At 35.2% G+C, this 25,816-nt stretch carries 21 protein-coding genes, 1 tRNA gene and 1 pseudogene; 10 read left to right on the top strand and 13 right to left on the bottom strand.

Annotation, left to right across the window (positions count from 1 at the left end):
- Positions 1 to 14: 14 nt before the first annotated feature.
- Positions 15 to 1,433: a gluconokinase gene (locus Q1W72_RS07525; protein ID WP_302137797.1), complete on the top strand. Its 1,419-nt coding sequence runs from the start codon at positions 15 to 17 to the stop codon at positions 1,431 to 1,433.
- Positions 1,434 to 1,681: 248 nt separating this feature from the next.
- On the opposite strand, the gene Q1W72_RS07530 is transcribed toward Q1W72_RS07525, so the two are convergent.
- The 4 genes from Q1W72_RS07530 to Q1W72_RS07545 all read right to left on the bottom strand — a co-directional run bounded on the left by Q1W72_RS07530 (position 1,682) and on the right by Q1W72_RS07545 (position 4,817).
- Positions 1,682 to 1,768, bottom strand: a tRNA-Ser gene (locus tag Q1W72_RS07530).
- A 61-nt stretch (positions 1,769 to 1,829) separates the two neighbouring features.
- A complete protein-coding gene (locus Q1W72_RS07535) occupies positions 1,830 to 2,858 on the bottom strand; it encodes an asparaginase (protein ID WP_121340763.1) in 1,029 nt (342 codons plus the stop codon).
- Positions 2,848 to 3,984 (bottom strand): 1-acyl-sn-glycerol-3-phosphate acyltransferase, encoded by a 1,137-nt coding sequence (locus Q1W72_RS07540; RefSeq protein WP_121340762.1) that lies wholly within the window; start codon positions 3,982 to 3,984, stop codon positions 2,848 to 2,850. The genes Q1W72_RS07535 and Q1W72_RS07540 overlap by 11 nt, the downstream gene beginning before the upstream one ends.
- 65 nt (positions 3,985 to 4,049) lie before the next feature.
- Positions 4,050 to 4,817: a TatD family hydrolase gene (locus tag Q1W72_RS07545; protein ID WP_302137928.1), complete on the bottom strand. Its 768-nt coding sequence runs from the start codon at positions 4,815 to 4,817 to the stop codon at positions 4,050 to 4,052.
- Between the two features lie 149 nt (positions 4,818 to 4,966).
- Between Q1W72_RS07545 and Q1W72_RS07550 the strand changes: the two are divergent.
- Positions 4,967 to 5,401 (top strand): annotated as a pseudogene (locus Q1W72_RS07550) (retropepsin-like aspartic protease); the annotation flags it as partial.
- Here the strand turns inward: Q1W72_RS07550 and Q1W72_RS07555 are convergent.
- The 3 genes from Q1W72_RS07555 to Q1W72_RS07565 all read right to left on the bottom strand — a co-directional run bounded on the left by Q1W72_RS07555 (position 5,379) and on the right by Q1W72_RS07565 (position 10,799).
- Complete coding sequence (locus Q1W72_RS07555) at positions 5,379 to 6,614, bottom strand: TCR/Tet family MFS transporter (RefSeq protein ID WP_099713757.1); 1,236 nt, start codon at positions 6,612 to 6,614, stop codon at positions 5,379 to 5,381. The pseudogene Q1W72_RS07550 and the gene Q1W72_RS07555 sit on opposite strands and share 23 nt — an antisense overlap.
- 87 nt (positions 6,615 to 6,701) lie before the next feature.
- A complete protein-coding gene (gene odhB, locus Q1W72_RS07560) occupies positions 6,702 to 7,928 on the bottom strand; it encodes a 2-oxoglutarate dehydrogenase complex dihydrolipoyllysine-residue succinyltransferase (protein ID WP_099713758.1) in 1,227 nt (408 codons plus the stop codon).
- Between the two features lie 96 nt (positions 7,929 to 8,024).
- Complete coding sequence (locus tag Q1W72_RS07565; RefSeq protein WP_099713759.1) at positions 8,025 to 10,799, bottom strand: 2-oxoglutarate dehydrogenase E1 component; 2,775 nt, start codon at positions 10,797 to 10,799, stop codon at positions 8,025 to 8,027.
- A 119-nt stretch (positions 10,800 to 10,918) separates the two neighbouring features.
- Between Q1W72_RS07565 and Q1W72_RS07570 the strand changes: the two genes are divergently transcribed.
- Positions 10,919 to 11,461: a hypothetical protein gene (locus Q1W72_RS07570; protein WP_233206845.1), complete on the top strand. Its 543-nt coding sequence runs from the start codon at positions 10,919 to 10,921 to the stop codon at positions 11,459 to 11,461.
- A 34-nt stretch (positions 11,462 to 11,495) separates the two neighbouring features.
- Here the strand turns inward: Q1W72_RS07570 and Q1W72_RS07575 are convergent, their stop codons facing one another.
- Both Q1W72_RS07575 and Q1W72_RS07580 read right to left on the bottom strand, forming a co-directional pair.
- The gene (locus Q1W72_RS07575) at positions 11,496 to 11,846 is read right to left on the bottom strand and encodes a hypothetical protein (RefSeq protein WP_099713760.1); all 351 of its coding nucleotides are present in this window, start codon (positions 11,844 to 11,846) and stop codon (positions 11,496 to 11,498) included.
- 139 nt (positions 11,847 to 11,985) lie between these two features.
- A complete protein-coding gene (locus Q1W72_RS07580; RefSeq protein ID WP_099713761.1) occupies positions 11,986 to 12,960 on the bottom strand; it encodes a polyprenyl synthetase family protein in 975 nt (324 codons plus the stop codon).
- 197 nt (positions 12,961 to 13,157) lie between these two features.
- On the opposite strand from Q1W72_RS07580, the gene Q1W72_RS07585 reads away from it, so the two are divergent.
- The 5 genes from Q1W72_RS07585 (at position 13,158) to Q1W72_RS07605 (ending at position 20,066) form a co-directional block, all read left to right on the top strand.
- Positions 13,158 to 13,679: a YceI family protein gene (locus Q1W72_RS07585; protein WP_099713762.1), complete on the top strand. Its 522-nt coding sequence runs from the start codon at positions 13,158 to 13,160 to the stop codon at positions 13,677 to 13,679.
- A 125-nt stretch (positions 13,680 to 13,804) separates the two neighbouring features.
- Complete coding sequence (locus tag Q1W72_RS07590; RefSeq protein ID WP_099713763.1) at positions 13,805 to 14,401, top strand: TetR/AcrR family transcriptional regulator; 597 nt, start codon at positions 13,805 to 13,807, stop codon at positions 14,399 to 14,401.
- A gap of 3 nt (positions 14,402 to 14,404) precedes the next feature.
- Positions 14,405 to 15,745 (top strand): TolC family protein, encoded by a 1,341-nt coding sequence (locus tag Q1W72_RS07595; RefSeq protein ID WP_099713764.1) that lies wholly within the window; start codon positions 14,405 to 14,407, stop codon positions 15,743 to 15,745.
- Between the two features lie 5 nt (positions 15,746 to 15,750).
- Positions 15,751 to 16,812, top strand: coding sequence for an efflux RND transporter periplasmic adaptor subunit (locus Q1W72_RS07600; protein ID WP_099713765.1), 1,062 nt, complete (start codon positions 15,751 to 15,753; stop codon positions 16,810 to 16,812).
- A gap of 77 nt (positions 16,813 to 16,889) precedes the next feature.
- Positions 16,890 to 20,066: an efflux RND transporter permease subunit gene (locus tag Q1W72_RS07605; protein ID WP_099713766.1), complete on the top strand. Its 3,177-nt coding sequence runs from the start codon at positions 16,890 to 16,892 to the stop codon at positions 20,064 to 20,066.
- Between the two features lie 109 nt (positions 20,067 to 20,175).
- Here the strand turns inward: Q1W72_RS07605 and Q1W72_RS07610 are convergent, their stop codons facing one another.
- The gene (locus tag Q1W72_RS07610; protein ID WP_099713767.1) at positions 20,176 to 20,616 is read right to left on the bottom strand and encodes a LexA family transcriptional regulator; all 441 of its coding nucleotides are present in this window, start codon (positions 20,614 to 20,616) and stop codon (positions 20,176 to 20,178) included.
- Positions 20,607 to 21,881 carry a Y-family DNA polymerase gene (locus Q1W72_RS07615; protein ID WP_099713768.1) on the bottom strand — a complete coding sequence of 425 codons (1,275 nt, stop codon included), beginning with the start codon at positions 21,879 to 21,881 and terminating at the stop codon, positions 20,607 to 20,609. Before Q1W72_RS07615 ends, Q1W72_RS07610 begins: the two co-directional genes overlap by 10 nt.
- A 405-nt stretch (positions 21,882 to 22,286) precedes the next feature.
- Here Q1W72_RS07615 and Q1W72_RS07620 point away from each other — a divergent pair, with 405 nt between their 5' ends.
- Positions 22,287 to 22,955 carry a hypothetical protein gene (locus tag Q1W72_RS07620; RefSeq protein ID WP_099716213.1) on the top strand — a complete coding sequence of 223 codons (669 nt, stop codon included), beginning with the start codon at positions 22,287 to 22,289 and terminating at the stop codon, positions 22,953 to 22,955.
- Between the two features lie 96 nt (positions 22,956 to 23,051).
- On the opposite strand, the gene Q1W72_RS07625 is transcribed toward Q1W72_RS07620, so the two are convergent.
- A complete protein-coding gene (locus tag Q1W72_RS07625; protein ID WP_099713769.1) occupies positions 23,052 to 23,924 on the bottom strand; it encodes an AraC family transcriptional regulator in 873 nt (290 codons plus the stop codon).
- Between the two features lie 189 nt (positions 23,925 to 24,113).
- Here Q1W72_RS07625 and Q1W72_RS07630 point away from each other — a divergent pair, with 189 nt between their 5' ends.
- Entirely contained in the window at positions 24,114 to 24,710 is a 597-nt protein-coding gene (locus Q1W72_RS07630) for a hypothetical protein (RefSeq protein WP_099713770.1), read from the top strand.
- 80 nt (positions 24,711 to 24,790) lie between these two features.
- Here the strand turns inward: Q1W72_RS07630 and Q1W72_RS07635 are convergent, their stop codons facing one another.
- Positions 24,791 to 25,774 carry a Gfo/Idh/MocA family protein gene (locus Q1W72_RS07635; RefSeq protein WP_099713771.1) on the bottom strand — a complete coding sequence of 328 codons (984 nt, stop codon included), beginning with the start codon at positions 25,772 to 25,774 and terminating at the stop codon, positions 24,791 to 24,793.
- Positions 25,775 to 25,816: the final 42 nt, after the last annotated feature.

Below are 25,816 nucleotides of genomic sequence, written 5' to 3' on the forward strand. Positions count from 1 at the left end.
TTAAACTAAAGAAAATGGAGCAATTTTACATCGGAATAGACATTGGCACCACAGCAACAAAATCCGTGTGTTTTGACAGAACCGGAAAAGTGATTCGAGAATGTAGTCAATCCTACGCTATGTACCATCCGAAAGCCGATTGGAGCATTCAAAAACCCAATGAAATTTTAGTGGCTGTTTTAGGATGCATCCAAGAAATAACAAAAGGGATTCAGCCTCAGTTCATCAGTTTTAGTTCGGCTATGCAAAGTATAATTGCAATAGACAATACAGGAGAACCGCTAACCGATGCCATTATTTGGGCCGACAATAGAGCGCATGCATTAGCCGAAGCATTAAAAAAATCCGAACAAGGAAAAAATTTCTATCAAAAAACAGGAATTCCAATTCATACCTTTTCACCCATGACCAAAATTGCTTGGTTAAAGGAGTATGATGCGCCCAATTTTTCTAAAACGTATAAATTCATTAGTATCAAAGAATACATTTGGCATCATCTTACCGGCGAATATGTAATTGATTCCTCGATGGCATCAGGTACAGGTTTAATGAACATTCATACACTACAATGGGAATCGGATATTTTAGATTATTTAAAAATAGCAGCATCCCAGCTTTCCACCATTGTTATTCCAACCCACAAAGCCAAAGGACTATCCGATGGTTTTCAGTATATTTTGGGTGGCGGTGACGGCGTATTGGCAAATTTAGGAACCGGAGCTATGGAAACAGGCCGAATGGCGTTATCCATTGGGACTAGCGGCGCAGTTCGTTTACCTGCTGACAAACCTTTTATTGATCCGGAAATGCGAACACAATGTTATCATTTAATGGACAATCAGTATTTGAAACTGGGAGCGGTTAATAATGGCGCAATTGTTTTGCAATGGCTCAAAGAATCCATCTTAAAAACAAATGAATCTTTCGAAGAATTATTCAAACAGGCTGAAACCATTCCTGCTGGATCCGAAGGTTTACTTTTTGTTCCATATTTATTAGGCGAAAGAGCTCCTATCTGGGATGCTTCCGCACAAGGAACGCTTTTAGGAATCCGAATTATCCACACCAAAGCACATTTGATTAGAGCAACACTGGAAGGCATCTTATTTGGATTATTGAGCATTACCGAAATCTTACTCCCAAATCCGGAAGAAAGATACAAAATCACCATAATGGCGAGTGGCGGTTTTGGAAAAAGTGAACTTTGGTTGCAAATGGTCGCTGATATTTTTCAAATGAAAGTAATCGTTGCTGAAACAATCGAAGCTTCTGCTTGGGGAGCCGTTTTGATTGGATTTAAATCCACTGCTATTGAAATTCCAACTGAAAATAAAGTTGGAAAAACTTTTTTACCAAATAGAAATTATAAGGAAATCTACGAACAAAGTTTTGAGAAATTCAAAAAGGTGTATTCCTTGTTGAAAGATATTTAAAAAGAAGAAATTAATGCTCGGCGCTTCGTGCCGGATCCTTTTTTGTTTTATAGCTTAAACAAAAAAATTTGCCACGCTATAACTAGAGATTAACTTCGTTGATCCCAAGAAGGGCGTCTCACAAAAAAATTAATGCTCGGCACTTCGTGCTAATCCTTTTTTGTTTTATACGCTAAGACAAACTAAAAAGTTTGCCACGCTATAAAACAAAAAATGCTCCCCTTTCAGGAAGCATTAGTTTTTTTTTGCAGAGAGGATGGGATTCGAACCCACGATGCAGTTACCCACATACTAGCTTTCCAGGCTAGCTCCTTCAACCACTCGGACACCTCTCTATTTTATTTGAGGTTGCAAATAACCATAAAAAAAATGAGTTAGAAAAGTAAAATCTAACTATTATGCTATTTCTCCTCGCAAAGCAGTTTCAAAAATACTTTTGAAGTCTTTTTGAGCTATTTTTTGACCTAACAAATACATTAATTTGGTTATAGCAGCTTCGGTTGTGATGTCTTTTCCTGAAATCACACCTATTTCTTTCATCCCTGTACTGGTTTCATATTGCCCCATACTCACGCTTCCGCCGGAACATTGTGTAACATTGATGATGTGCAAACCCCTACCAATTGCTTTTTTTAATAAGTTCAAAAACCAATCTTCAGTAGGTGCATTTCCTGCTCCATAGGTTTCTAAAACAATCCCTTTAAGATCTGGAATATCTAAAATTGCTGCTAAAACTGCTTCGCTGATACCCGGAAACATTTTTATAATTGCAACGTTATTGTCTAAGTTTTTATGAACCTTGAATTCTTTATTTTGGCTGTTAGCCAAAAATAATTCCGGGTTTAATTTTAAATGAACTCCTGATTCAACTAATTCAGGATAATTTGGAGACGTAAATGCTTTGAAATGTTCCGCATTAATCTTTGTGGTTCTATTGCCTCGGTATAACTTGTATTCAAAATAAAGACACACTTCACTGATAACAGGTTCGTCATTGTTTCGCAAAGACGCAATTTGAATGGCGGTAATCAGATTCTCTTTAGCATCAGTACGTAAATCTCCAATAGGCAATTGAGATCCCGTGAAAATAACTGGTTTTGATAAATTTTCGAGCATAAAACTCAATGCTGATGCTGAATACGACATCGTATCTGATCCATGAAGCACCACAAATCCATCAAATGAAGCATAGTTCTCTTCGATAATCGTCGCGATTTTAGCCCATTTTTCAGGATTCATATTCGACGAATCAATTGGGTTTTCGAAAGAAATAGTTTCGATATCACAATCCAATTGTTTCAATTCTGGAATCCTTTGCAATAATTTACTGAAATTGAATGCCTTGAGCGCTCCAGTTTCAAAATCTTTTCTCATACCAATGGTTCCACCGGTATAAATTAAAAGTATTTTAGCTTTAGATAACATCGTGATATTTTGATTTATTCATAACCGGATTTGCATACATTGCCAAAAATCCTTGTAATGCAATTGGATTTTCCTCATCGATACGCATTTCTAATCTGCGTTCGAAAAGTGATTTTTCATTTTCTGTATAAAGATGCGAATGGGTATCAATCTTGTTTACAATATCGTACGCAATAAAATTCGTTGGCCATAACTTATAATTACTCAATATTGCATCATCAATTACTTGCGCCAAGGCTACTATTTGCTTGTTGGAATTATCGTTTTCAGCTTGGATGGCATCTATTTCAGTGTCCAAAACTTTACCTATATGAATGTGAATTCTTTTTTTCTGACCCAAAGCTCCACTAAGAATGGTCATAAAATCTTCGTTTTTTTCTTTAACATAGATTTCATTATTGGCTTCAGCCATCAATTGAGGCATTTTTAAAGCATCCGTTGGATCGTATTCATACGAAATAGAAACCGGTACAATTTTGATTTTCTTGAAATAATCCATCAAATTCTTTTCATCAGAAGCCATTCCCAGCATTTTCAAAACACCTGGATTTGTGGCATCATTACCGTCTTTCGTTCTTCCTTCTCGTTGGGCAATCCAAACAGAACGGTTTTCATGCTGCAATAAATTTCCAATATATTCGGACAATAGCTTTGAACTTTGCAACATTTCTCTTGGTGTCAAGCCACGTTGTACCAAAAAATTACGATTCAGTTTCGCTAATGTCTTCAGGAACGATTTTTTGACTAAATTATCTCCAATAGCTGATGCAGTCATCACTAAACCATGTTCAAACAAGGCCGAATTTAATAAAGTGGTATCCAAAAGTATATCTCGATGATTCGAAATAAATAAATACGAAGTATTGGGTTCTAAATTTTCAAAACCAGAAGTAGTCAAGCCTTCCGAGCTTTTTTCTAGTATTTTTTGAACCGATTGATAAATAAAATTACATTGAAAGTCGCGAATGGAATGCGTTTTTTTGAGTTGTTCTTTCCAAACTTCGTCTGCAACATCCGGAAAAGTAAAATTCATTAATGCCTTCATCATTGGATGATGGATGACATCTTGAAGTGCCTCGTTTATTTCGGAATCATAAAAAGGCCGAATAGCGTCAAATTTCTGCATTTTGGTTCTCAATTTTTGTGTGGACAAATGAACAAAAAAAATATCAAAATAAGGTGAATTCTACTTTAAATCCCAAAAATAGCTTTAGAATTCTCCGTTGTTATTGCCGCAATATCATTTGCCGAAAGGTTATAAATTTGCGCTAACTTATCTACAACATTAACAATGTAACTACTTTCGTTTCTTTTTCCTCTATAAGGAATCGGTGCTAAATATGGGGAATCCGTTTCTAAAACAATGTGTTTCAAATCTATCTGATTCAAAAACTGGTCGATTTTTCCGTTTTTGAAAGTCACAACTCCGCCTATTCCTAATTTCATATTGTACGAAATCGCCTGTAATGCCTGCTCATAAGTTCCTGAAAAACAATGGAAAATCCCAAATAAATCATCTGATTTTTCTGCTTCCAGAATTTCAAAAATTTCATCAAAAGCTTCACGACAATGAATCACAATAGGTAATTTATATTGTTTTGCCAATTGGATTTGCCTTTTGAAAGCGATTTGTTGCAGAGGCAAATGTGTTTTATCCCAATACAAATCAATCCCAATTTCGCCCACTGCGTAGAATTTTCTTTTCGCCAATTCGTTTTCCACATGTTGCAATTCTTCCAGATAATTTTCTTTTACATACGTTGGGTGTAACCCCATCATTAAGAAAACAGTATTGGGATGATTTTTCTCCAATTCATACATCGATTCGGTACAGGTAGAATCGATTGCAGGTATAAAAAAACGGGAAACGCCGGCATCAATCGCACGTTGAATCATTTCGTTTCTATCTTGATCAAATTCCTCTGAATATAAATGTGTATGCGTATCGGTGATTGTTATAGCTGCTTCCAAGTGTAAAGTTTAAGGGTACAAAATTACAAGAATAAAAGTTGTCGAAAAAATGGTTTTAAAAAGATTCACACAATTCCTTCACTAACTCCATGTATCTTTGTAAAACAGAAATAAATCACTGAAATAAATTCAGCATAATGAAGAACCTACACGATATCCTTAAAAAAGAAAACTACAGAAAAGTAAAATTTAAGATAACTAAAACACAGCATCTTTTAATAAAAGCAAAAATCAATGGTGTAACAGGCAACTTCATTCTAGACACAGGAGCTTCAAACAGCTGTGTAGGATTTGAGAGTGTCGATTTGTTTTTATTGGAAGCCAAAAAATCAAAGACAAAAGCCGCTGGTGCGGGAGCCACAGGAATGTTTACCCAACTGGCTTTAAAAAATCAATTGCAACTTGGTACTTGGAAAGATTCTGATTTTGAACTCGTTATTTTTGATTTATCTCATGTAAATGAAGCGCTAACACAACACAAGGCCAAACCGGTTCATGGCATTATAGGGGCTGATATTTTAATGAAAGGGAAAGCAATTGTCGATTACTTTAATCATTGTTTGTATTTGAAACACTATACTTTTTCAACGAAAAATAAGCAACAACACCACTTATCATCATCAATAAACCCCCAAGAATAAATGGCATTCCTGCAAATTCAAATGGTGCCCCTTTATGTGTAAAATAATAAAAGAGACCTGACATTACTGGCGGGCCAATAATAGTTGCGGCGCTCATTAAACTGGCAATAGTTCCTTGAATTTCACCTTGCTCTGATGGCAAAACATGATTTGAAATTATAGCTCGCAATGCTGGACCAGCAATACCGGCAAGACAATACGGAACCAAGAAGAGAAACATCATCCAGCCCTCTGAAGCAAAAGCAAACAAAAACATTCCAATAGTATATAATACCATTCCAACATAAATACTTTTTTCATTTCCTAATTTTCGGCTAGTCCATCGTATCAAGCCTCCTTGAACAAGACTTACTAAAACTCCAACAACGCCTAGCGAAATCCCTACCATTTTTTCGTCCCAACTAAATTTGTACATAGTGAAATAACTCCAGTTGCTTTCGACAGCATGTGATCCAACATAAATCAAAAACAAAGCAATCAATAATCCATATAACGATGGGTATTTTTTTAAATTCAAAAAAGCCCCAATTGGATTGGCTCTTTTTAAATTAACGGGTCTCCTGTTTTCTTTTGATAATGACTCAGGCAAAATAAAATAACCGTACAAGAAATTTAGCATACATAAGACGGCTGCCGCATAAAACGGAATTCTAGATCCGTACTGCCCCAAAACTCCTCCTATTACGGGTCCAATTATAAATCCTAGCCCAAAAGCCACCCCAATCATTCCGAAATTTTTGGCTCTGTTTTCTGGCGTGCTCACATCGGCTATATACGCTGAAGCGGTTGAAATACTCGCACCTGTTAATCCTGCAATTACTCTTCCTATAAATAGCCATGTAATCGTTGGGGCAAACGCCAACAATATATAATCCAATGAAAAGGCAAAAAGCGAAATTAAAATTATGGGTCTTCGACCAAATTTATCACTCAAATTACCAATTAAAGGTGCAAACGTAAATTGAGTTATCGCATAAGCAAATGTTAACCAACCACCATATTTTGCTGCATCACTAACATCGCCGTGAATTAATTCTTTAATCAATTTTGGAATAACTGGAATGATAATTCCCCAACCAGTTATATCAATTAACATTGTGATGAAAATAAAGCTGATAGCGGCCTGTTTTTTATTTGATGCCATAAATAGTATTGGTTAGTAATACAAATAAATAAAAAATCCTGTTTAGAAACACTAAACAGGATTTTTTTATATTCTAAAACCTTAAAACTATAGTTCTAATGCTTTTTTAGGATTGTTATCCATTAATAATTCCATTGGGTTTTCTAACGCTTCTTTTACAGCTACCAAGAATCCAACAGACTCACGCCCATCAATAATTCTATGGTCATAAGACAACGCTACGTACATCATTGGGTGAATTTCCACTTTACCGTTTACAGCAATTGGACGCTCGATAATGTTGTGCATTCCAAGGATTCCAGATTGTGGAGGATTGATAATTGGCGTACTCAACATACTTCCAAAAACACCACCGTTAGTAATCGTGAACGTTCCGCCAGTCATATCATCAACTGTTATTTGCCCGTCACGCGCTTTTAATGCCAATCTTTTAATATCTGCTTCAACTCCACGGAAAGTCAAGTTTTCAGCATTACGAACTACAGGAACCATTAATCCTTTTGGTCCTGAAACCGCAATTGAAATATCGCAAAAATCGAAAGCAATCTTATGATCACCATCCATCATTGAGTTTACATCCGGGAATAATTTTAATGCTCTGGTTACTGCTTTAGTAAAGAAAGACATATATCCTAAACCAATTCCACCATGTTTTGCTTTGAACGCATCTTTGTATTCATTACGAATCAAGTTGATTGGCGTCATATTTACTTCGTTAAAAGTAGTCAACATTGCTGTTTCGTTTTTAGCGGCAACTAATCTCTCAGCCACTTTACGACGCAACATAGATAATTTAGTACGCTCTGTTCCACGAGAACCACCTGTAGGAGTTCCCATTGAAGGCACAGCATTTACTGCATCATCTTTGGTTATTCTTCCGTCTTTTCCAGTTCCTGTTATGGAAGCTGGCGCTATATTTTTTTCGTCTAATATTTTTCTTGCTGCTGGAGATGGAGTTCCTGAAGCGTAAGTTGCTGCTGGAGCTGCTGCTACCGGAGCCGCTTTTGGTGCTTCTGCTTTAACTTCAGCTTTTGGTGCTTCAACTGCTGCTGCTGGTGCATCACCTGCTGGTTTTGCTGCACTAGTATCGATTAAACAAACTACCGCTCCTACTGCTACTGCATCGCCTTCTTCTGCTTTTAAAGTAATGATTCCGCTTGCTTCTGCTGGCAATTCTAATGTTGCTTTATCAGAATCAACCTCAGCAATTGCTTGGTCTTTCTCTACATAATCTCCGTCTTTTACCAACCAAGTTGCAATTTCAACTTCTTTTATAGATTCCCCTGGTGATGGGACTTTCATTTCTAAAATCATCTTTCTTTTAGTTTAAAGTTTAAAGTTAAATCATTTAAAGTTTAAGGTTTAAAGTTCTACAAATGGGACTTTAAACCTTAAACTTTAAACTTTTTTCTATCTAAATAAATTTTTATCAAAAACCATTTTTATCGCATCGGCCTGACGACGTTTTGCTCTAGTGTAACTTCCAGCCGCTGGAGCTGCATAGGCTTTTAGTGAAGCCAATCTCCATTTTACTAAATCGAAATTCATCAACATGTAACTGTAAGCTCCCATGTTTTTTGGCTCTTCTTGTGCCCAAACATAATCATCAGCGTTTGGATATTTAGCAATAATCGCTTTTAATTGCTCAACAGGCAATGGGAATAATTGTTCGATTCTAACAACTGCTACATCTTTACGACCATTGTTTTCTCTTTCGGCAGTGATGTCGTAATAGAATTTTCCAGTACAGAAAACTAATGTTTTCACATCGGCTTTATTCACTGTTTCATCATCAAATGTTTCCTGGAAATTTCCTGTTGCAAATTCTTCAACAGAAGAAACTACTCTTGGATCACGCAACAAACTCTTTGGTGTAAACACAATAAGTGGTTTACGGAAAGTTGTTTTCATTTGTCTTCTCAACAAGTGAAAGAAGTTGGCTGGCGTTGTACAATCGGCAACATACATATTATGTCTGGCGCAAAGTTGTAAATAACGCTCCATTCTTGCAGAGGAATGCTCTGCTCCTTGTCCTTCATATCCGTGAGGCAATAATAAAACAATTCCGTTTTGGTTGTTCCATTTATCTTCTCCACAAGAGATGTATTGGTCAATCATAATTTGGGCTCCATTACTGAAATCTCCAAACTGTGCTTCCCAAATGGTTAATGTATTTGGATTTGCCAAAGCATATCCATAATCAAATCCTAAAACACCGTATTCAGATAAAAGAGAATTGAAAATATTGAATTTTCCGGTTGCTCCTTCTAAATTACTTAACAAAGTCACCTCTTCTTCTGAATCTTCTACTTTTACAACAGCATGACGGTGAGAGAATGTCCCACGCTCCACATCTTGTCCGGAAATACGAACATCGTATCCTTCTTTCAGAAGCGAACCATACGCTAAATGTTCGGCCATAGCCCAATCCAGCTTATTCGTTTCGAAAAACATTGTTTTTCTGTCGTTGATCAGTTTTTGTATTTTGCTGATAAATTTTTTATCTGTCGGTAAGTTACAAATCACGTTTGCAACCTCAGTAAGTCCTTCTTTTGGGAAAGTAGTATCTACTTTTTTAAGCATTTCAACATCTGAAACTTGCTCAAAACCTTTCCATTCATTTTTCATGAACGGAGTAATAATAGTCAAATCTTTTTTACGCGATTCTTCTAAATTCACTTCCAAGTTTGACTTGTATTCTTGCTCTAATCCTTTTACAAAAGTACTGTCTATCAATCCTTCTGCAAGCAATTTGTCCATGTAGATATCTCTTGGATTTTTGTGCTTTGCAATGATTTTGTATAATACCGGCTGGGTAAAACGAGGCTCATCACCTTCGTTATGTCCGTATTTTCTATATCCTAATAAATCGATAAATACATCGCGACCAAATTGCATTCTGAAATCCAACGCAAATGACATCGCATGAACTACCGCTTCAGCATCATCTGCATTTACGTGTAATACTGGCGAAAGTGTTACTTTGGCAACATCCGTACAATACGTAGAAGAACGTGCATCAAGGTAATTAGTCGTAAAACCTACTTGATTATTGATTACAATATGGATTGTTCCTCCGGTTTTATAACCGTCAAGTTGTGCCATTTGTACAATCTCATACAAAATTCCCTGACCTGCAATTGCAGCATCACCGTGAACAGCGATTGGCAATACTTTAGAGAAATCGTTAGGGAAATATTTGTCTTGCTTTGCTCTTGTAATTCCTTCGATAACTGCACCAACAGTTTCAAGATGCGAAGGATTTGGAGCCAAATTGATATTGATTTTTTTTCCGGTGCTTGTAACTTTGTCAGCAGTAAGTCCTAAATGGTACTTTACATCTCCATCAAAATATTCCTGATCGTAATCTTTACCGTCAAATTCACCAAAAATATCTTGGGTTGATTTGCCAAAAATATTTGCCAAAACATTCAAACGACCACGGTGTGCCATTCCCATTACAAACTGCTCTACTCCTTTTTCGGCTGCTTTTTCAATTAAAGCATCCAAAGCCGGAATGATTGATTCTCCACCTTCAAGAGAAAAACGTTTTTGACCTACATATTTAGTATGCAAAAAGTTTTCAAAAGAAACGGCTTGATTTAATTTATTCAGAATTGATTTCTTTTCGTCCAAAGAAAATTTAGGCTGATTGTCATTAACCCCCAATTTTTTCTGAATCCACTCCACCACTTCTGGATTACGGATGTACATGTACTCCACCCCAATATGCTGACAATATATAGTGTCAAGGTGAGTTATAATTTCTTGAAGCGTACACGGTTGTATATTGATAACCTTTGCCGCGTCAAAAACAGTATTTAAATCTGCTGCTGAAAGTCCGAAATTCGAAATTTCAAGTGTAGGTGATGAAGTCCTTCTTTCACGAACCGGATTTGTTTTGGTAAACAAATGCCCTCGAGAACGGTATCCATCTATTAATTTCAATACATTAAATTCCTTTTGAAGCTTATCTGATACTAAATTAATATCTGAATTATTAGCTGCAAAATTAGCGATTTGTTCAACCTTGTTCTCCTCGTTGTAAGTAGTCATCCCAAAATCGAAACCTTGAAAAAAACCTCTCCAACTTGGCTCAACGCTATCTGGATTCTCTAAATATTGATCGTATAATTGTGCGAAAAATTCGGTGTGTGCTGCGTTTAAAAATGAAAACCTATCCATAATATTTAGTGAATATACTTTTTTGTTAAAATAGTTTGGCAAAAGTACAATAATAGAATAAATTTATAATTTATTTTAAGATACTTTTACATTGAAAAATGTTAAAAAACTGAAAACTTATGACAAAGAATAGCTTTTTAGACGATTCCAAATCATTAATGGTGATTATTATCCTATTTTTTTCAAGTTGCATGTTTGCACAACAAAACACATCCTCTACTAAAACCCAAAATGAGTTTTGGAGGAACGTACAATTTGGAGGCGGAATAGGTTTAGGCTTTGGTTCTGGCTATACGGACATTTCATTGGCGCCAAGTGCCATTTACAATTTCAATGATTATGTGGCTTTAGGTGTTGGCTTACAATATAAATATTTAAAACAAAGAGATTATTACGCTTCCCATTTGTATGGCGGCAGTGTTATAGGTCTTTTTAATCCAATACAAGAAATCCAACTTTCCGCTGAACTGGAACAATTAAGAGTTAATGTAAATCTGGATGGATCCAATAGTAATTCACAAGATTACTGGAATACGGGATTGTTTATTGGTGCAGGTTATAGATCCGGAAACGCAACAATTGGTGCCCGTTACAATGTTTTGACCGATAAGAATAATATTTACGGCAGTGCCTTTATGCCATTTATCAGAGTTTATTTTTAACATAAACGTACTCTGACCTGGATACGAATAATAACTAATACTTATTCCTGAACCAGACTTTTTGCCATTCTCTTTTTAGAATCAAAAAAGAGACCTGCTCGGCAAGAACTACTAAATCAGAACCGTCTAGTTTTTTTATTTCTTCCTCAGAAACATCAATTATGTAAAGTAAATTGAGGTATTCAGCAAACTTGTATTGAATGAGTCGATAGATTTTCTCATGTAATTGTAACTTCAATTCATTAGGAGAAATACTCAAAGGAAAATCAATTGCTTCATTAGCCAAATTAAAATCCTTATTCATTTGTTCGATTAATTTCAAATATAAGTTTTCGCCTTCTGCTTCAGTAAGTAGTAAATCGGTATTTTTTGGAACTATAAACATTTAATTTCAGATTGTTGATTAACGAATTTAGATTTTTGATTTTAAGAAACTGCTCAAAATGTTTGATTTTTTTTTGAATTATACTGATTTTTGAAATAGACCATTATTTATCCGAAGTAAAACTTCTGCGATCAAAAATCTAAACTTTTCTTCCCATTAAGTTTTCACCAAAAGCCTTCAACATTTCTTTTTTATCTACGCTGATATTCATTTTATCCAACGTTTGAAAAGCCTTAAACGTAAAATCCTGAATCGCATCTTGAGTTGCTTTTGAAGCACCTGAGCTGTTAAAAAGTTCTTTTACCGTTTTGATTTTCTCCGTATTGTCTTCAGGCTGAATGGAGAACAATCGTCTTAATTCTTCTGCTTCTGTTTCATTTGAAAAAGCAACCGCTTTAAGATACAAATACGTTTTTTTATTTTCTATAATGTCACCACCTACTTGTTTTCCAAAGGTTTCAGGATCACCAAAAGCGTCCAGAAAATCATCCTGTAATTGAAAAGCCAAGCCTAAATTCAGTCCAAAATCATAAATCAAATTTGCGTTTTCTTCTGAAGTTTCTGCAATAATCGCTCCCATTTTCATGGCGGCAGCAACCAAAACAGCCGTTTTATATTGAATCATTTTCAGGTATTCAGGAATGGTAACGTCGTTTCTTTCTTCAAAATCAACGTCCCACTGTTGCCCTTCACAAACTTCAAGAGCGGTTTTGCTAAATAACTTCGCTAAATCCCGAAAAATAATCGGTTCATATTGTTCGAAATATTGGTACGCTAAAATCAGCATGGCATCACCAGATAAGATTCCGGTGTTTAAATTCCATTTCTCGTGTACCGTTTCCTGTCCTCTTCGCAATGGCGCATCATCCATAATATCATCATGAACCAATGAGAAATTATGAAAAACTTCAACAGCCAAAGCCGCCGGTAACGCTTTTTTATAATCTGCATCAAAAACCTCTGCACTCATTAATGTAAGCACCGGACGCATTCTTTTCCCACCAAGATCTAATATATAATGTATGGGTTCGTATAGATTTCTCGGTTCTTTGGTTTCATATTGTGATTTCAAATAATCCGAAAGAAACTCTTGATACTGGTAAATAGAATGCATAAAATAATTTTTTGGCTAATTTACAGTATTCAATTTGCATTACAAACTCCCTTTTGTCATCAAATGTTAAATAAATCAAAATACATTGGAAACTATTTTAGTATTCAAAGTTTCCTACTTACATTTGCCAACGAAAATTTAACGTTTTGAAATCTTTAGCGGTTTTAAAATAAATTCCAAATACAACGCAACGAATTATGAAAACAAAATGGACAGTTGACTCGAATCAATCAGATGTTCTGATAAAAATGAGACACTCAATAATTGCTTATCTGGCAGGTTCCATAAATAAATTCAACGGACATATTGATATTGAGGATAATCAAATAGAAGATGCTTCGATTGAATTCTCTTTGGATGTAAATAATAAAGATGCAAAACTAGAACAAATAGATACTCATCTGGGGCTGAATGACTTATTTGATATTAAGGAGTTTCCAATTATTAGTTTCAAGTCGACCTCATTCGAAAAAGTCAATAAAAACATCAATTTTTTGAAAGGAAATCTTACCATAAAAAACATCACAAAAGTAGTGGAGCTTGATGCTGAATTCATTGGATTCAATACGTATGATGGCGATCAAAAAGCTGCTTTTGAAATAACTGGTCATATTAATCGCAAAGACTTTGGTTTGAACTTTACTTCATTTAATCAAACTGGCGGTTTAGCTTTAGGACAAGACATTAAGTTTATGGCAAACTTAGAATTAACCGCTTAATAAGAAAGCAAATGTTAAATAAACATAAAATTTAAGGAAACTATTTTGGTTTTCAAAGTTTCCAAATTACATTTGCACCAAATTTAACAGTTTAAATAAATCACAACTGATTAAGAATAAAGAAAATGAAAGAGAAAATTATATCCAAAGCAAAAGAGATGTTTTTGAAACTTGGTTTCAAAAGTATTACTATGGATGATATTGCCGGTGAAATGTGCATTTCCAAGAAAACGATTTATAAATATTTTGCCAATAAAGAATTATTGATAGAGGAAAGTGTTCAAATCATTCACAAAGAAGTACGTCAACTTATTGAGGAAGTAACTTCTAAAAACTACAATGCCATTGAAGAAAACTTTCAAATCAGACGCATGTTTGATGATATGTTTAAATCCTCTGAAACATCACCTATTTATCAATTAAAAAAACATTACCCGGAAGTTTACAAAAACGCCTTAAAGTTTCAAGTTGATGAATGTGAATTTTGTTTTAGACAGAATATTGAAAAAGGAATTGCACAAGGTTTGTACAGAGAAAGCCTAAATATTGAATCTTATATAAAGTTTTACTATTACTTAATTTTCAGTATTAACGAGAACACACCTTCAGAAAGAGAAGCTTATAGCCTTGAATTTGATGCATTAGAATACCACACAAGAGCAATGGCTACAGAAAAAGGAATTACCGAATTAGAAAAAAACTTACTTAATCCAATTACATAAACAATGAAAAAAATAATCACACTATTAACCCTAACATTTGCACTTGGCGCCAATGCACAAGAAGTCAAATCACTTACGCTAAAAGAAGCGATTAACTACGCTTTAGAAAATAAAGCGGAAGCCAAAAAAGCAAAACTACAAGTAGAAAATAGTGAGTACCAAATTCAGGAAGTGCGTTCACAAGCGTTACCTCAAATTTCTGCTAACGGTAATTTGACTTACAATCCTATAATACAAACAACAGTTATTGATGGTGCAGGATTTGGCGCACCGGGAACAACCATTCAGGCTGCTTTTGGTCAAAAATGGGTTTCAACAGCCGGTGTTTCTTTGACACAAGCTATATTCGACCAAACGGTTTTTACAGGTTTGAAAGCGGCAAAATCCACTAGAGAGTTTTACCAAATCAACGAACAATTAACTGAAGAGCAAGTAATTGAACGCGTGGCCAATAATTACTATCAGGTTTATGTTCAAAGACAAAAACTGACTGTTATTGACAGTATGTATAAAAACACCACTAAAGTAAAAGACATCATTAAAGGTCAGTATGATAATGGTCTAGCCAAAAAAATTGATTTGGATCGAACTTTAGTAAGGATTTCAAACATCAATACGCAACGTCAACAAGTTTTGAATGCAGTTCAAATTCAAGAAAATGCATTGAAATTTTACATGGGAATGCCAATAGAAACTCAAATCGAAATTCCACAAACGGCATTTGAAGTGAGCCCACAATCATTATCAGAAGTTCCAAATACGGCAAACAGAACAGAATATTTGCTTTTAAAAAAACAAGAACAACTTTTATTTTATCAAAAAAAGGCTGTTGAAGCAGGATATTACCCAACATTATCATTGAACGCAGGTTACAATTATATTGGTCAGGGTCCAAAAATGCCTATTGGAGGAAAACCATCTGACGGCGTGTATTGGTCTGATTTCTCTTCAATTGGATTGAATTTAAAAGTGCCTATTTTTACTGGATTTAGTACTCGTTCCAAAGTAAGACAAGCCGATATTGATTTGAGAACCATAAAAGAAGACATCAACGATACAAAATTATCTCTTGATTTGGCTTTTGCCAATGCAAAAACTCAAATTGACAATAGCTTAACCACTATCAACAATCAAAGAGAAAATGCGCAATTAGCTAAAGAAGTTTTAGACAACACCAGAAACAATTATGTACAAGGATTAGCCTCTTTAACTGATTTACTGGATGCTGAAAACTCATTGACTGAAGCACAAAACAACTATACATCTGCAATATTAGACTACAAACTGGCAGAAATACAATTAATCAAATCAAAAGGCGAATTAAAAACACTTATAAATAACTAACAAAAATGAAAAAAAATATAATAATCATAGTAGCAATTTTAGCAGCTTTAGGCGTTATCGCATATACTTTAACGAAAAACAAAGAAGAAAATGAAGCAAAAACTGCTATTGTTGCAGAGAAAAATGCCAGTGTTTCTGTAAAAGTTGCAACCGTAAAAATCGAAGAAGTTTCTCTTGATTTTTCTGCCAATGGAAATTTTGCGCCACTACAAGAATTGAGTTTTTCTGCTGAGAAACCAGGAAGAGTAGTTCGTGTTTTAGTTGAAGAAGGAGACAGAGTAAGAATAGGTCAAACTTTAGCAGTTGTAAGAAGCGAACAAATTTCGGCTGATTTACAAACTGCAGAGGCTTCGTATCAAAATGCATTGACGGATTACAGCCGTTTTGAAAATGCTTTTAAAACTGGTGGTGTGACGAAACAACAATTGGATCAGGCCAAATTGAATTTGGTAACTTCAAAATCAAGATTACAACAAGCAAAAGTTAATATTGGCGATACCAATATCAAAGCGACAATTAACGGAATCGTAAACAAAAAATACATTGAACCAGGATCAGTTCTTGGCGCTGCTACGCAAATGTTTGACATTGTAAATGTTTCAAAATTGAAATTGAAAGTAAACGTTAACGAAAATCAAGTTGCAGGTTTAAAAGTAGGCAATACAATTACCGTAAAAGCAAGTGTGTATCCTGACGCTACATTCTCTGGAAAAATTACCTTCATCGCACCAAAAGCAGATGCAAGTTTGAACTTTCCGGTAGAAATAGAAATTGCTAATAACGCTTCAAATGATTTGAAAGCCGGAATGTACGGAACTGCTGAATTTGCTTCAAACCAACAAAAACAATCGTTGATGATTGTTCCTAGAAATGCTTTTGTAGGAAGTGTGAGCAGCAACGAAATATTTGTAATCGAAAATGGAACTGCTAAACTGAAAACGGTTACTGCAGGAAGAATCCTTGGTGATAAAGTAGAAATTTTAAATGGACTTTCTGATGGTGAAACTGTAATTGTTACAGGTCAAATCAATCTTCAAGACGGATCTAAAGTGGACGTTATAAAATAAGTCTTAAAGTCGATAGTCTTAAAGTCATAAAGAAACCGCTTAAAGCCTAAAGCTTAAAGCCTAAAGCAAAGAAAAAAATGAAATTAGCAGAAATATCCATAAAACGTCCCTCATTAGTTATCGTATTATTTACGATTCTAACATTAGGAGGACTGTTCAGTTACAGCCAATTGGGCTACGAATTGATTCCAAAATTCGAAACCAATGTAATTACTGTTGCTACTATTTATCCTGGAGCGTCTCCAAGTGAGGTAGAAAATACGGTAACTAAAAAAATTGAAGATGCGATTGCATCCTTAGAAAATATTAAAAAAATAGACTCGAAGTCATACGAAAGTTTGTCTACCGTGTCTATTACATTGACCTCTTCGGCTGATGTTAATATCTCTATGAACGATGCGCAACGTAAAATAAACGCTATTCTTAGTGATTTACCGGATGATGTTGAAACGCCTTCGTTGAGTAAATTTTCCTTAAGCGATTTACCAATTATGACTATTGGTGCCAACGGAAAAATGGATGAAGTTGCTTTTTACGACTTAATTGATAAAAAATTAGCACCCGTTATTTCTCGAGTAGAAGGTGTGGCGCAAGTAAATATTATTGGTGGTCAAGAAAGAGAAATTCAAGTCAATCTTGATGCAGTAAAAATGCAAGGTTACGGACTTTCTGTTCCGCAAGTACAACAAAATATTTTATCTTCTAATTTGGATTTTCCAACAGGAAACATTCAAACTCGTGAGCAGAAAATATTAATTCGTTTGGCCGGAAAATATAAAAATGTTGATGAATTAAGAAACTTGGTTGTATCCTCTAAAAACGGAATTCAAGTACGTTTAAGTGATATTGCTGATGTTCAGGATACTCAAAAAATCACTGAAAAAGTAGCGCGTGTCAATCAAAAAAGCGCTATTATTTTACAAATTATTAAACAATCGGATGCTAATGCGGTTGCGGTAAGTGAAGAATTAGTTAAAACAATTGCTAAACTGGAAACCGATTATAAAGCGAATGGTTTAAAATTAGAAATCGCTAAAGACAGTACCATTTTTACCCTAGAAGCTGCTGATGCTGTTGTACACGATTTACTTATTGCGGTACTTTTAGTTGCACTTGTAATGTTGTTTTTCTTGCACAGTATTAGAAACTCGTTGATTGTAATGGTTTCTATTCCTGCTTCATTAATTGCTACTTTCATCGGAATTTATTTGATGGGATATACTTTAAACTTAATGAGTTTATTAGGTCTGTCTCTTGTTGTAGGTATTCTTGTGGATGACGCCATTGTGGTTCTGGAGAATATTTACAGGCACATGGAAATGGGTAAAAACAAGGTTCGTGCAGCCTATGATGGAACTGCAGAAATTGGTGGAACCGTTGTATCGATTACCTTAGTAATTGTGGTGGTATTTTTACCAATTGCAATGAGTACCGGATTGGTTTCTAACATTATTACGCAATTCTGTGTAACAGTAATTATTTCAACATTGTTGTCTTTAGTAGCTTCATTTACAATCATTCCGTGGTTGTCTTCACGATACGGAAAATTAGAACACATTGAAGGCAAAAATCTTTTTGGAAAAATTATCCTTGGATTTGAAAGCTATTTAACACGTTTTACAAATTGGGTTTCAGGATTATTAGAATGGTGTTTGGATCATTATTTTAAAACACTGGCTATCGTTTTAGTAATCTTTTTTGGTTCTATGATTAGTTTATTTGGTGGTGGATTTATTGGTGGAGAATTCTTTGCAGCGTCTGATAGTGGTGAGTTTTTAGTTCAAATAGAAATGCCAAAAGATGCTTCATTAGAGCAAACCAATTTCATGACGCAAAAAGCAGAAGCATTTTTGAAGAACGAAGAGTATGTTTTTAGTCAAATTACAACGATTGGGCAAACCAGTGAAGGTCTTGGTGCTTCGCAAGCAACTGCTTACAAGTCTGAGATAAACGTTAAAATGGTTGGATTAGACAAACGTGATGAACCTGCAAATGTATATGCTGCAAAAACAAAACGTAAATTAGAAAAAATATTAGTTGGAGCAAAAGTTAAAACGGTTCCAGTTGGTATTTTAGGAACTGCAGAAGATGCGACTTTAGGATTAATTGTAACTGGTCCAAATGTAGAAAGCGCCATGCAATTTGCAAAAGCAGCCGAAAAAGAATTACGTACCATTCCAGGAGCAACAGAAATCGAATTATCAGTAGAAGATGGAAATCCGGAAGTGAACGTAAAAGTGGATAGAGATAAAATGGCAGCTCTGGGATTGAGTTTGCAAACAGTAGGTATTACCATGCAAACTGCTTTTAGCGGAAATACTGATGGTAGATTTAGAGCTGGTGAATACGAATATGACATCAATATTAAGTACAATGCATTCGACAGAAAAAGTATCGCTGATGTAAGTAATTTAATTTTCATAAACGATAGTGGTCAACAAATAAAACTGAATCAATTTGCAACCGTAACCGAAGGTTCTGGACCAAGTGAATTAGAACGAAGAGACAAATCGGCATCGGTAACTGTAAAAGGTCAAAATGTGGGTGTAGCTTCAGGAACAATTGTAACAAAATGGCAAGAAAAAATTGAAAAATTGAAAAAACCAACAGGTGTAAATTACATTTGGGGTGGTGATCAGGAAAACCAAAGTGAAGGTTTTGGTACATTAGGAATTGCATTATTAGCTGCGATTATCTTAGTTTACCTGGTAATGGTTTCGTTATACGATAGTTTTGCACATCCATTTGTAGTATTGTTTGCGATTCCGCTTTCATTTATTGGAGCAATGTTGGCTTTGGCTTTAACCAATAATACACTGAATATATTTACTATTTTAGGTATCATCATGCTTATTGGTCTAGTTTGTAAAAACGCGATTATGCTTGTAGATTATACCAACCAAAGGCGTAAAGCTGGCGAAACGGTTAGAACAGCATTAATCCAAGCGAATCATGCGCGTCTTCGTCCAATTTTGATGACAACTATCGCGATGGTGTTTGGTATGTTCCCAATTGCATTAGCCTCTGGAGCTGGAGCTGAATGGAAAAACGGTTTGGCTTGGGTAATTATTGGGGGATTAATTTCCTCATTATTCTTAACCTTGGTCGTAGTTCCTGTAATTTACCAAATCATGGAAAAAGCCATCAATAGACTTTCTAAAGGAGAAAAAGTTGATTATGAAGCTGAAATGGTTGCTGATTACGTACACACCGAATTAAGCGAGGATGGATTTAATCCAAAACATACCGTATAAAACGTAATTGTTTTAAAACAGAAAACCTGTTCATTTATTTGAACAGGTTTTTTTTATGGTTAAAAATTCCAATAAGAATTCCATTTTAATAATGGTAACTACTGGCTTTTTATACCTTTTTAATCACATAGGTCACAATTCCCCAAATGATTAATTGATTTTCTTCGGTGACTTTTATCGGAGAATAACTTGGATTTTCTGGCATCAGATACAAACAGTCTTTCTCGAGTTGCATGCGTTTTACAGTAAACTCTCCATCGATAAAACAAATCGCAATTTTATTGTTTTGCGGTTCTAAACTTCTATCCACAACAAGAACATCTTTGTCATTGATTCCGGCATCAATCATGGAATTCCCTTTGACTTTGATGTAAAAAGTCGCCAACGGATTTTCACTCAATTCCTTGTTCAAATCAATATTCGTTTCCATAAAATCAGCCGCCGGCGATGGAAATCCAGCCGAAACACCTTCATTTATGAAAGGAATTCGCAATTCACTTTCAAAATCAGGCAGAAAAAAGTTCAATTTTTGCTCTTTGTTTATTGACATTTTATTTCGAGAATATCTTTAAAATTAGTGGTGTATCTGGGCGACAAATGATTCTGATTCATGTTCCAGGTCAGACTTAAATTTTGGGTAGCCAACTTTACTTTTTTATCTCCAATTTTGTTATTGAGACCATCCATAACTTTCATCAATACCAAATGTTTTGGGTTTTCCTCGTCAAATAACTGCAACTGTTTCTTGTCCTGATCAATCAATTCGGTAACGATAACGCCCGCTTTCTTAAATTTTATAGCTTCATTTCCTTTGTGCAGTTTTTTCAAGATATCAATGGCTGCATTGGAAATCGTCAACGTAGAATTTGATGCATAAGGCAACGTAATCGCCATGTTAAAATAATATTTTGAGGTTTCCACCGTATGTTTATCAACTACTAACATTACGATAATAGTATGACAGCAGGAGTTTTGCTTCCGCAATTTCTCTGCACAAACCGCAGCAAAAGTAGCAACACGTTCGCGCAGTAAATCAAAATCAGCAATCTGTTTTGGAAAACTTCGGGTAGTTGCAATACTTTTCTTTTGATCAACAATGGGTTCTAAATCCAAAACGGATTTACCCTCGAGTTCGTATTTTAAACGCAGTCCTGTTACGCCCATTTCTTTCCTTATCCAAGCCTCGTGTTGCGGTGCTATAAAATCTAAAGCAGTCACAATGTTTTTAGCTTTCATCTTTTTATTCATCCGATAGCCAATGCCCCAAACATCTTCAATTTTTGTCCATTTCAAGGCTTTAATACGCTTTTCTTCGGTGTCAATAACATAAACACCTTGCGTTCTGCCTTGGAATTTCTTGGCAATTTTATTGGCTACTTTTGACAATGCTTTTGTGGGTGCAAAACCAATGCAAACGGGAATTCCTACCCATTTTTGCACACGGGTTTTCATTTGGATTCCATAATCCTGATAATCGAAAATAGTCAAACCATCAAAATTCAGGAAGGCTTCGTCGATGCTGTAAATTTCTAAATTAGGTGTAAATTGGCCTAAAATTGCCATCACCCGATTACTCAAATCTCCATACAGCGGATAATTTGAAGAAAACACTTTTACATTTTTCTCTTTTACCAATTCCCTAATCTTGAATATTGGCGCGCCCATAGGAACCCCAACCTCCTTTGCTTCATTGCTTCTGGAAATCACACAGCCGTCATTATTTGACAATATTGCAACGGGTTTCCCAACGAATTCCGGTTGAAAAACACGTTCGCAGGAAGCATAAAAATTGTTACAATCGACTAAAGCATACATGTTACAAAATTACTCAATATCCATTGATGCGAGTTCGTAACAAAAGTTAATTTTAAGTAATGTTGATAAGTAGTTTTATATAAAAAGATTTTTAAAAATGAGGTGATTTCTCTTTTCTTAGGATTATTTCTTCGTCAAAAGCACAAGAAAACGTATCGGGTCCAACAAGAATTGTATTAAAAAAATCTTAATATTCGCTTCTGAATAAAATTATTTTATATTTATTCAAGAATATCAACTAGTTGATTTTAAGCATTTTAAAACCAAAAAATCAATTCTTAATCTAAAAACACAAAACCACGATTCAAATTTTTGGCACGCTACTTGGATATACCTAATCAAATAAGTAAAAAAAAGCGAAAGCCGAAAAGCTCAAGAGTAGGCAAAATTCAAAATATAATTATCATGAAAAAAATTACCCTTTTAGTAGCTAGTATCTTCGTATTTGGAGGTAGTGTAGCAAACGCAGCAGAGAAAATCGATTTCTCTGTAGAAAGAAGATCTCCTGTAGATTTTAGAGACGCCGACCCAATTGTGTTCACAGAAAGAGGAATTGAATTCTTCATATTCGCTGACGGACAATTTGATTTTAATACACGCCCTTCAACAGGTTCAACTGGCGGAATGTATTATAAAGCAAGCAAAAAAGGTGGCATGAATAAAACGTATGGTGCACCAGCAAATGTTCGCAACGGAAATTATGGTGTAAAAGTAGAACACGACAACATGGGCAGAGTAAGACGTATTGGAAACGTGATGATCAACTATGACTCAAATGATAGAGTTAAACGAGTGGGTTCAGTTTACATGACATACAACCGTTATGCTTTGGAACGAGTGGGTGGTTTAGAAATTATCTACAACCGTCGTGGTCAAATTGTTGATATTGTTGGAGCCGTAAAAGGTGGTAGAGGTTATGAATATAGCCAAAACAACAACGGAAGCAACGATTATGGCAACAACCAAAACTCGAATGATGATGACTACTACTATTACAGAACAAATGGTACAAAAGCTAAAATCGAGGATACTAGAGTATCTGGAAGTGTAGCCATCAGAATAGACAGAAGATAGTTAGTTAGTTATATAAATGGTTTGTTTGAAATTCCTGCTGGTAGTTGTATCAGCGGGAATTTTTTTTTGATACTCCCCAAGTATTTTCTACAGCGTTTACTTCAGCACCGATTTCAGTTCCTGACGGTATTGCGAAGCGCTTTTACCTGTAAATTCTTTGAACGATTTATTGAAATAACTGAAATTATTAAAACCACTTTCATAACATATCTCAGAAATGCTGATGGGCTTTTCAGCCAGCAATTTTGAGGCGTGAACCAAACGGTAATCATTTACAAATTTGGTAAAGGTTTTATTAGTTATCTTTTTAAAATACCTACAAAAGGAAGGTTCCGTCATACTCACCAATTCCGAAACTTGTTCGAGCGTAATATGTTCCTGAAAATTATCTTTTACATAATTAAAAACAGCATTGATACGGTCATTATCCTGCATTTGCATTTCCATCGAAAATCCATCGGCATTCAAAACGGTAGATTCTTTGGACAGTTCCAACTCATTCAGAATACTCAACATGGTCAACAGTCTTTCAAAATGCGACTGTTCTTCCATCGATTCTATTTTCTTTCCTATATTTCTTTTAGTTTCACCTTCAAAAGCAATTCCGGCTTTGGCTTGACTAAAAAGATTCCTAATATTGGTCATTTCGGAAATATCAAAAAATCCATTCCCCAAGAAATCCGGTTTCATCTGTATGACCGTTTCGTTTTTGTTTCCGGTTTCTTCATTTGTAAACCCACAATGGGGTAAATTACTTCCTATCAGAATCAAATCACCATCGGTATAATATGAAATATGACTTCCTATCTGGCGTTTTCCAGAGCCCCCATTAACAAAAACCAGTTCGATTTCAGGATGATAATGCCACAAGTGTGCTTTGCTGTTGGCATTTTCAACATATTTCGAAAAAGAAAAAGAACTCCCAAAGGATGGAGCAATAATTTCAAAAGCTGGTGGTATAATTTTCATACGAATACGTATTTAGAATTAGCACAAAATTATCGAAAATAGACACTCGATTAACTTTTTTAACCTTAATCGATTTCGTAAAAGGTAAAATAGCACACAAAATAGAAAATTCAGCACTACTCATACTGAATAGGTTAGGGTAATTTAGCAACAGATAAATATCATTATAAATCTAAAAAGTTTACGATTATGAAAAAGATTTTAAAATTTAGTTTAGTATTAGCCGCAGTAGTTTTGACTGCCGTACAAGCACATGCAGGAAACGCAGATTTTTCACTGGATTTAATAAAAGAAGAAGGAAAAACTGTAAGTTTTAGTTTGAAAGAGATTAAGAAAATTGATTTGTCAATTTATGACACTAATGACGGTTTGATCTATCAGGAAAAAGTAACTTCTGAAGATAACATCAACAGAACATACGATTTGACTGCTTTGCCAGACGGAATCTACTTCTTGAAAGCAGAAAGTGCTCTTAAAATTTCAAAGTATAAAATTGAGGTAGTAGGTAACAAAGCAAAATTGTCTGCCAATGCCATTTCTGAAGTATACAAACCAGTTGTGGTAAACAAAAACGGAATCGTTACTGTTAATGTTTTAAACCTTGAAAAAGTTCCAGTTACTGTAGCTGTTTATAACTCGGATCAAACTGAAGTGTATAAAGAAACTTTGGCTGCTGATCTTTATGTTGGTAAAATATTTGACTTGAGTAGCGCTCACAACAGTAAATATACGTTTGAGATAACCTACAATGGTAAAACATTTAGCGAAACAGTTGCTACCAAATAGTAATTAAATAAATTGTAGTAATTATGAGGCTGTCTTTATTAGACAGCCTTTTTTTTTGGGTTTTAAACAATTGAAAAACACTAAAGATTCCCAATAATCTTATCCATAACCCAGCTCGTATGAGCTCCTGTTAAACCTATAGAAGGGTGTTTACTGTTCCCCAAAAGGTCTTCTCGCATTTGCTGAACATGATACAACTGTATGTTTTCAGGATGTTCAATGAATACCTCAGTTTGCCCGTCTTCGTTCGAAAGTACCAGAGGATCATTTTCAAATACAGAAAATGTTATTTTTCCTTTGCTTCCAAAAATTTCCACTTTATCTTCCCGTTTATAGCAACCAAAGTTCCAACTTCCAGAACCAGTAATACCAGACTCATGCAACCAACAGGCAGTCGCTGCATCTTTAGCCGAATACAATCCCTGTTGATTGAGACTTAATCCAGAGACCTCTTTTATATTTCCCAATAAATGCGTGAATAAATCCAAGCCATGACTCGCTAAATCATCAAAATAACCGCCGGTAGCAATACTGGCATCGGTTCGCCAATTGTATTCCCCAGATAAATCCTTAGCATTTGCCGGTTTACTCAAATGCCATCTTATATGCCTGATTTCCCCGATGCAATCTGTATCAAGCCATGTTTTTATCTGTTCAAAACGAGGTAAGGTACGCCTGTAATAAGCCACAAACAAAGGAATGTTTTTTGCGGCAAAGGCTTCATAAATTGCAAGACTCTCTTGGTAATTTGGTGCCAAAGGTTTTTCGATACAACATATCTTTCCGGCAGCAGCCACCTTAAGTCCGTAAAACTTATGAACATCAGGAGGCGTAGCAATGTAAATCGCATCAATCTCAGCATCATTAATCAAATCATCAGCATTCGTGTAATACTTACTAATTCCGTGTCTTTTAGCATAATCTGCAGCTTTATCCGCATCTCTTCGCATTACTGCGACCACTTCAAAGCCATCAGTTTTCTGGTATGCAGGACCACTTTTCAGTTCGGTGACATCGCCACATCCCAATATTCCCCAACGGATTACTTTTGTACTTTCACTCATAATTACTGATTTTTTATTGCTTCTGAGAATTTAGAATAAAAA

The sequence above is a fragment of the Flavobacterium sp. ZE23DGlu08 genome, from assembly GCF_030505335.1.
In the GTDB taxonomy this organism is placed as follows: Bacteria; Bacteroidota; Bacteroidia; order Flavobacteriales; family Flavobacteriaceae; genus Flavobacterium; species Flavobacterium algoritolerans.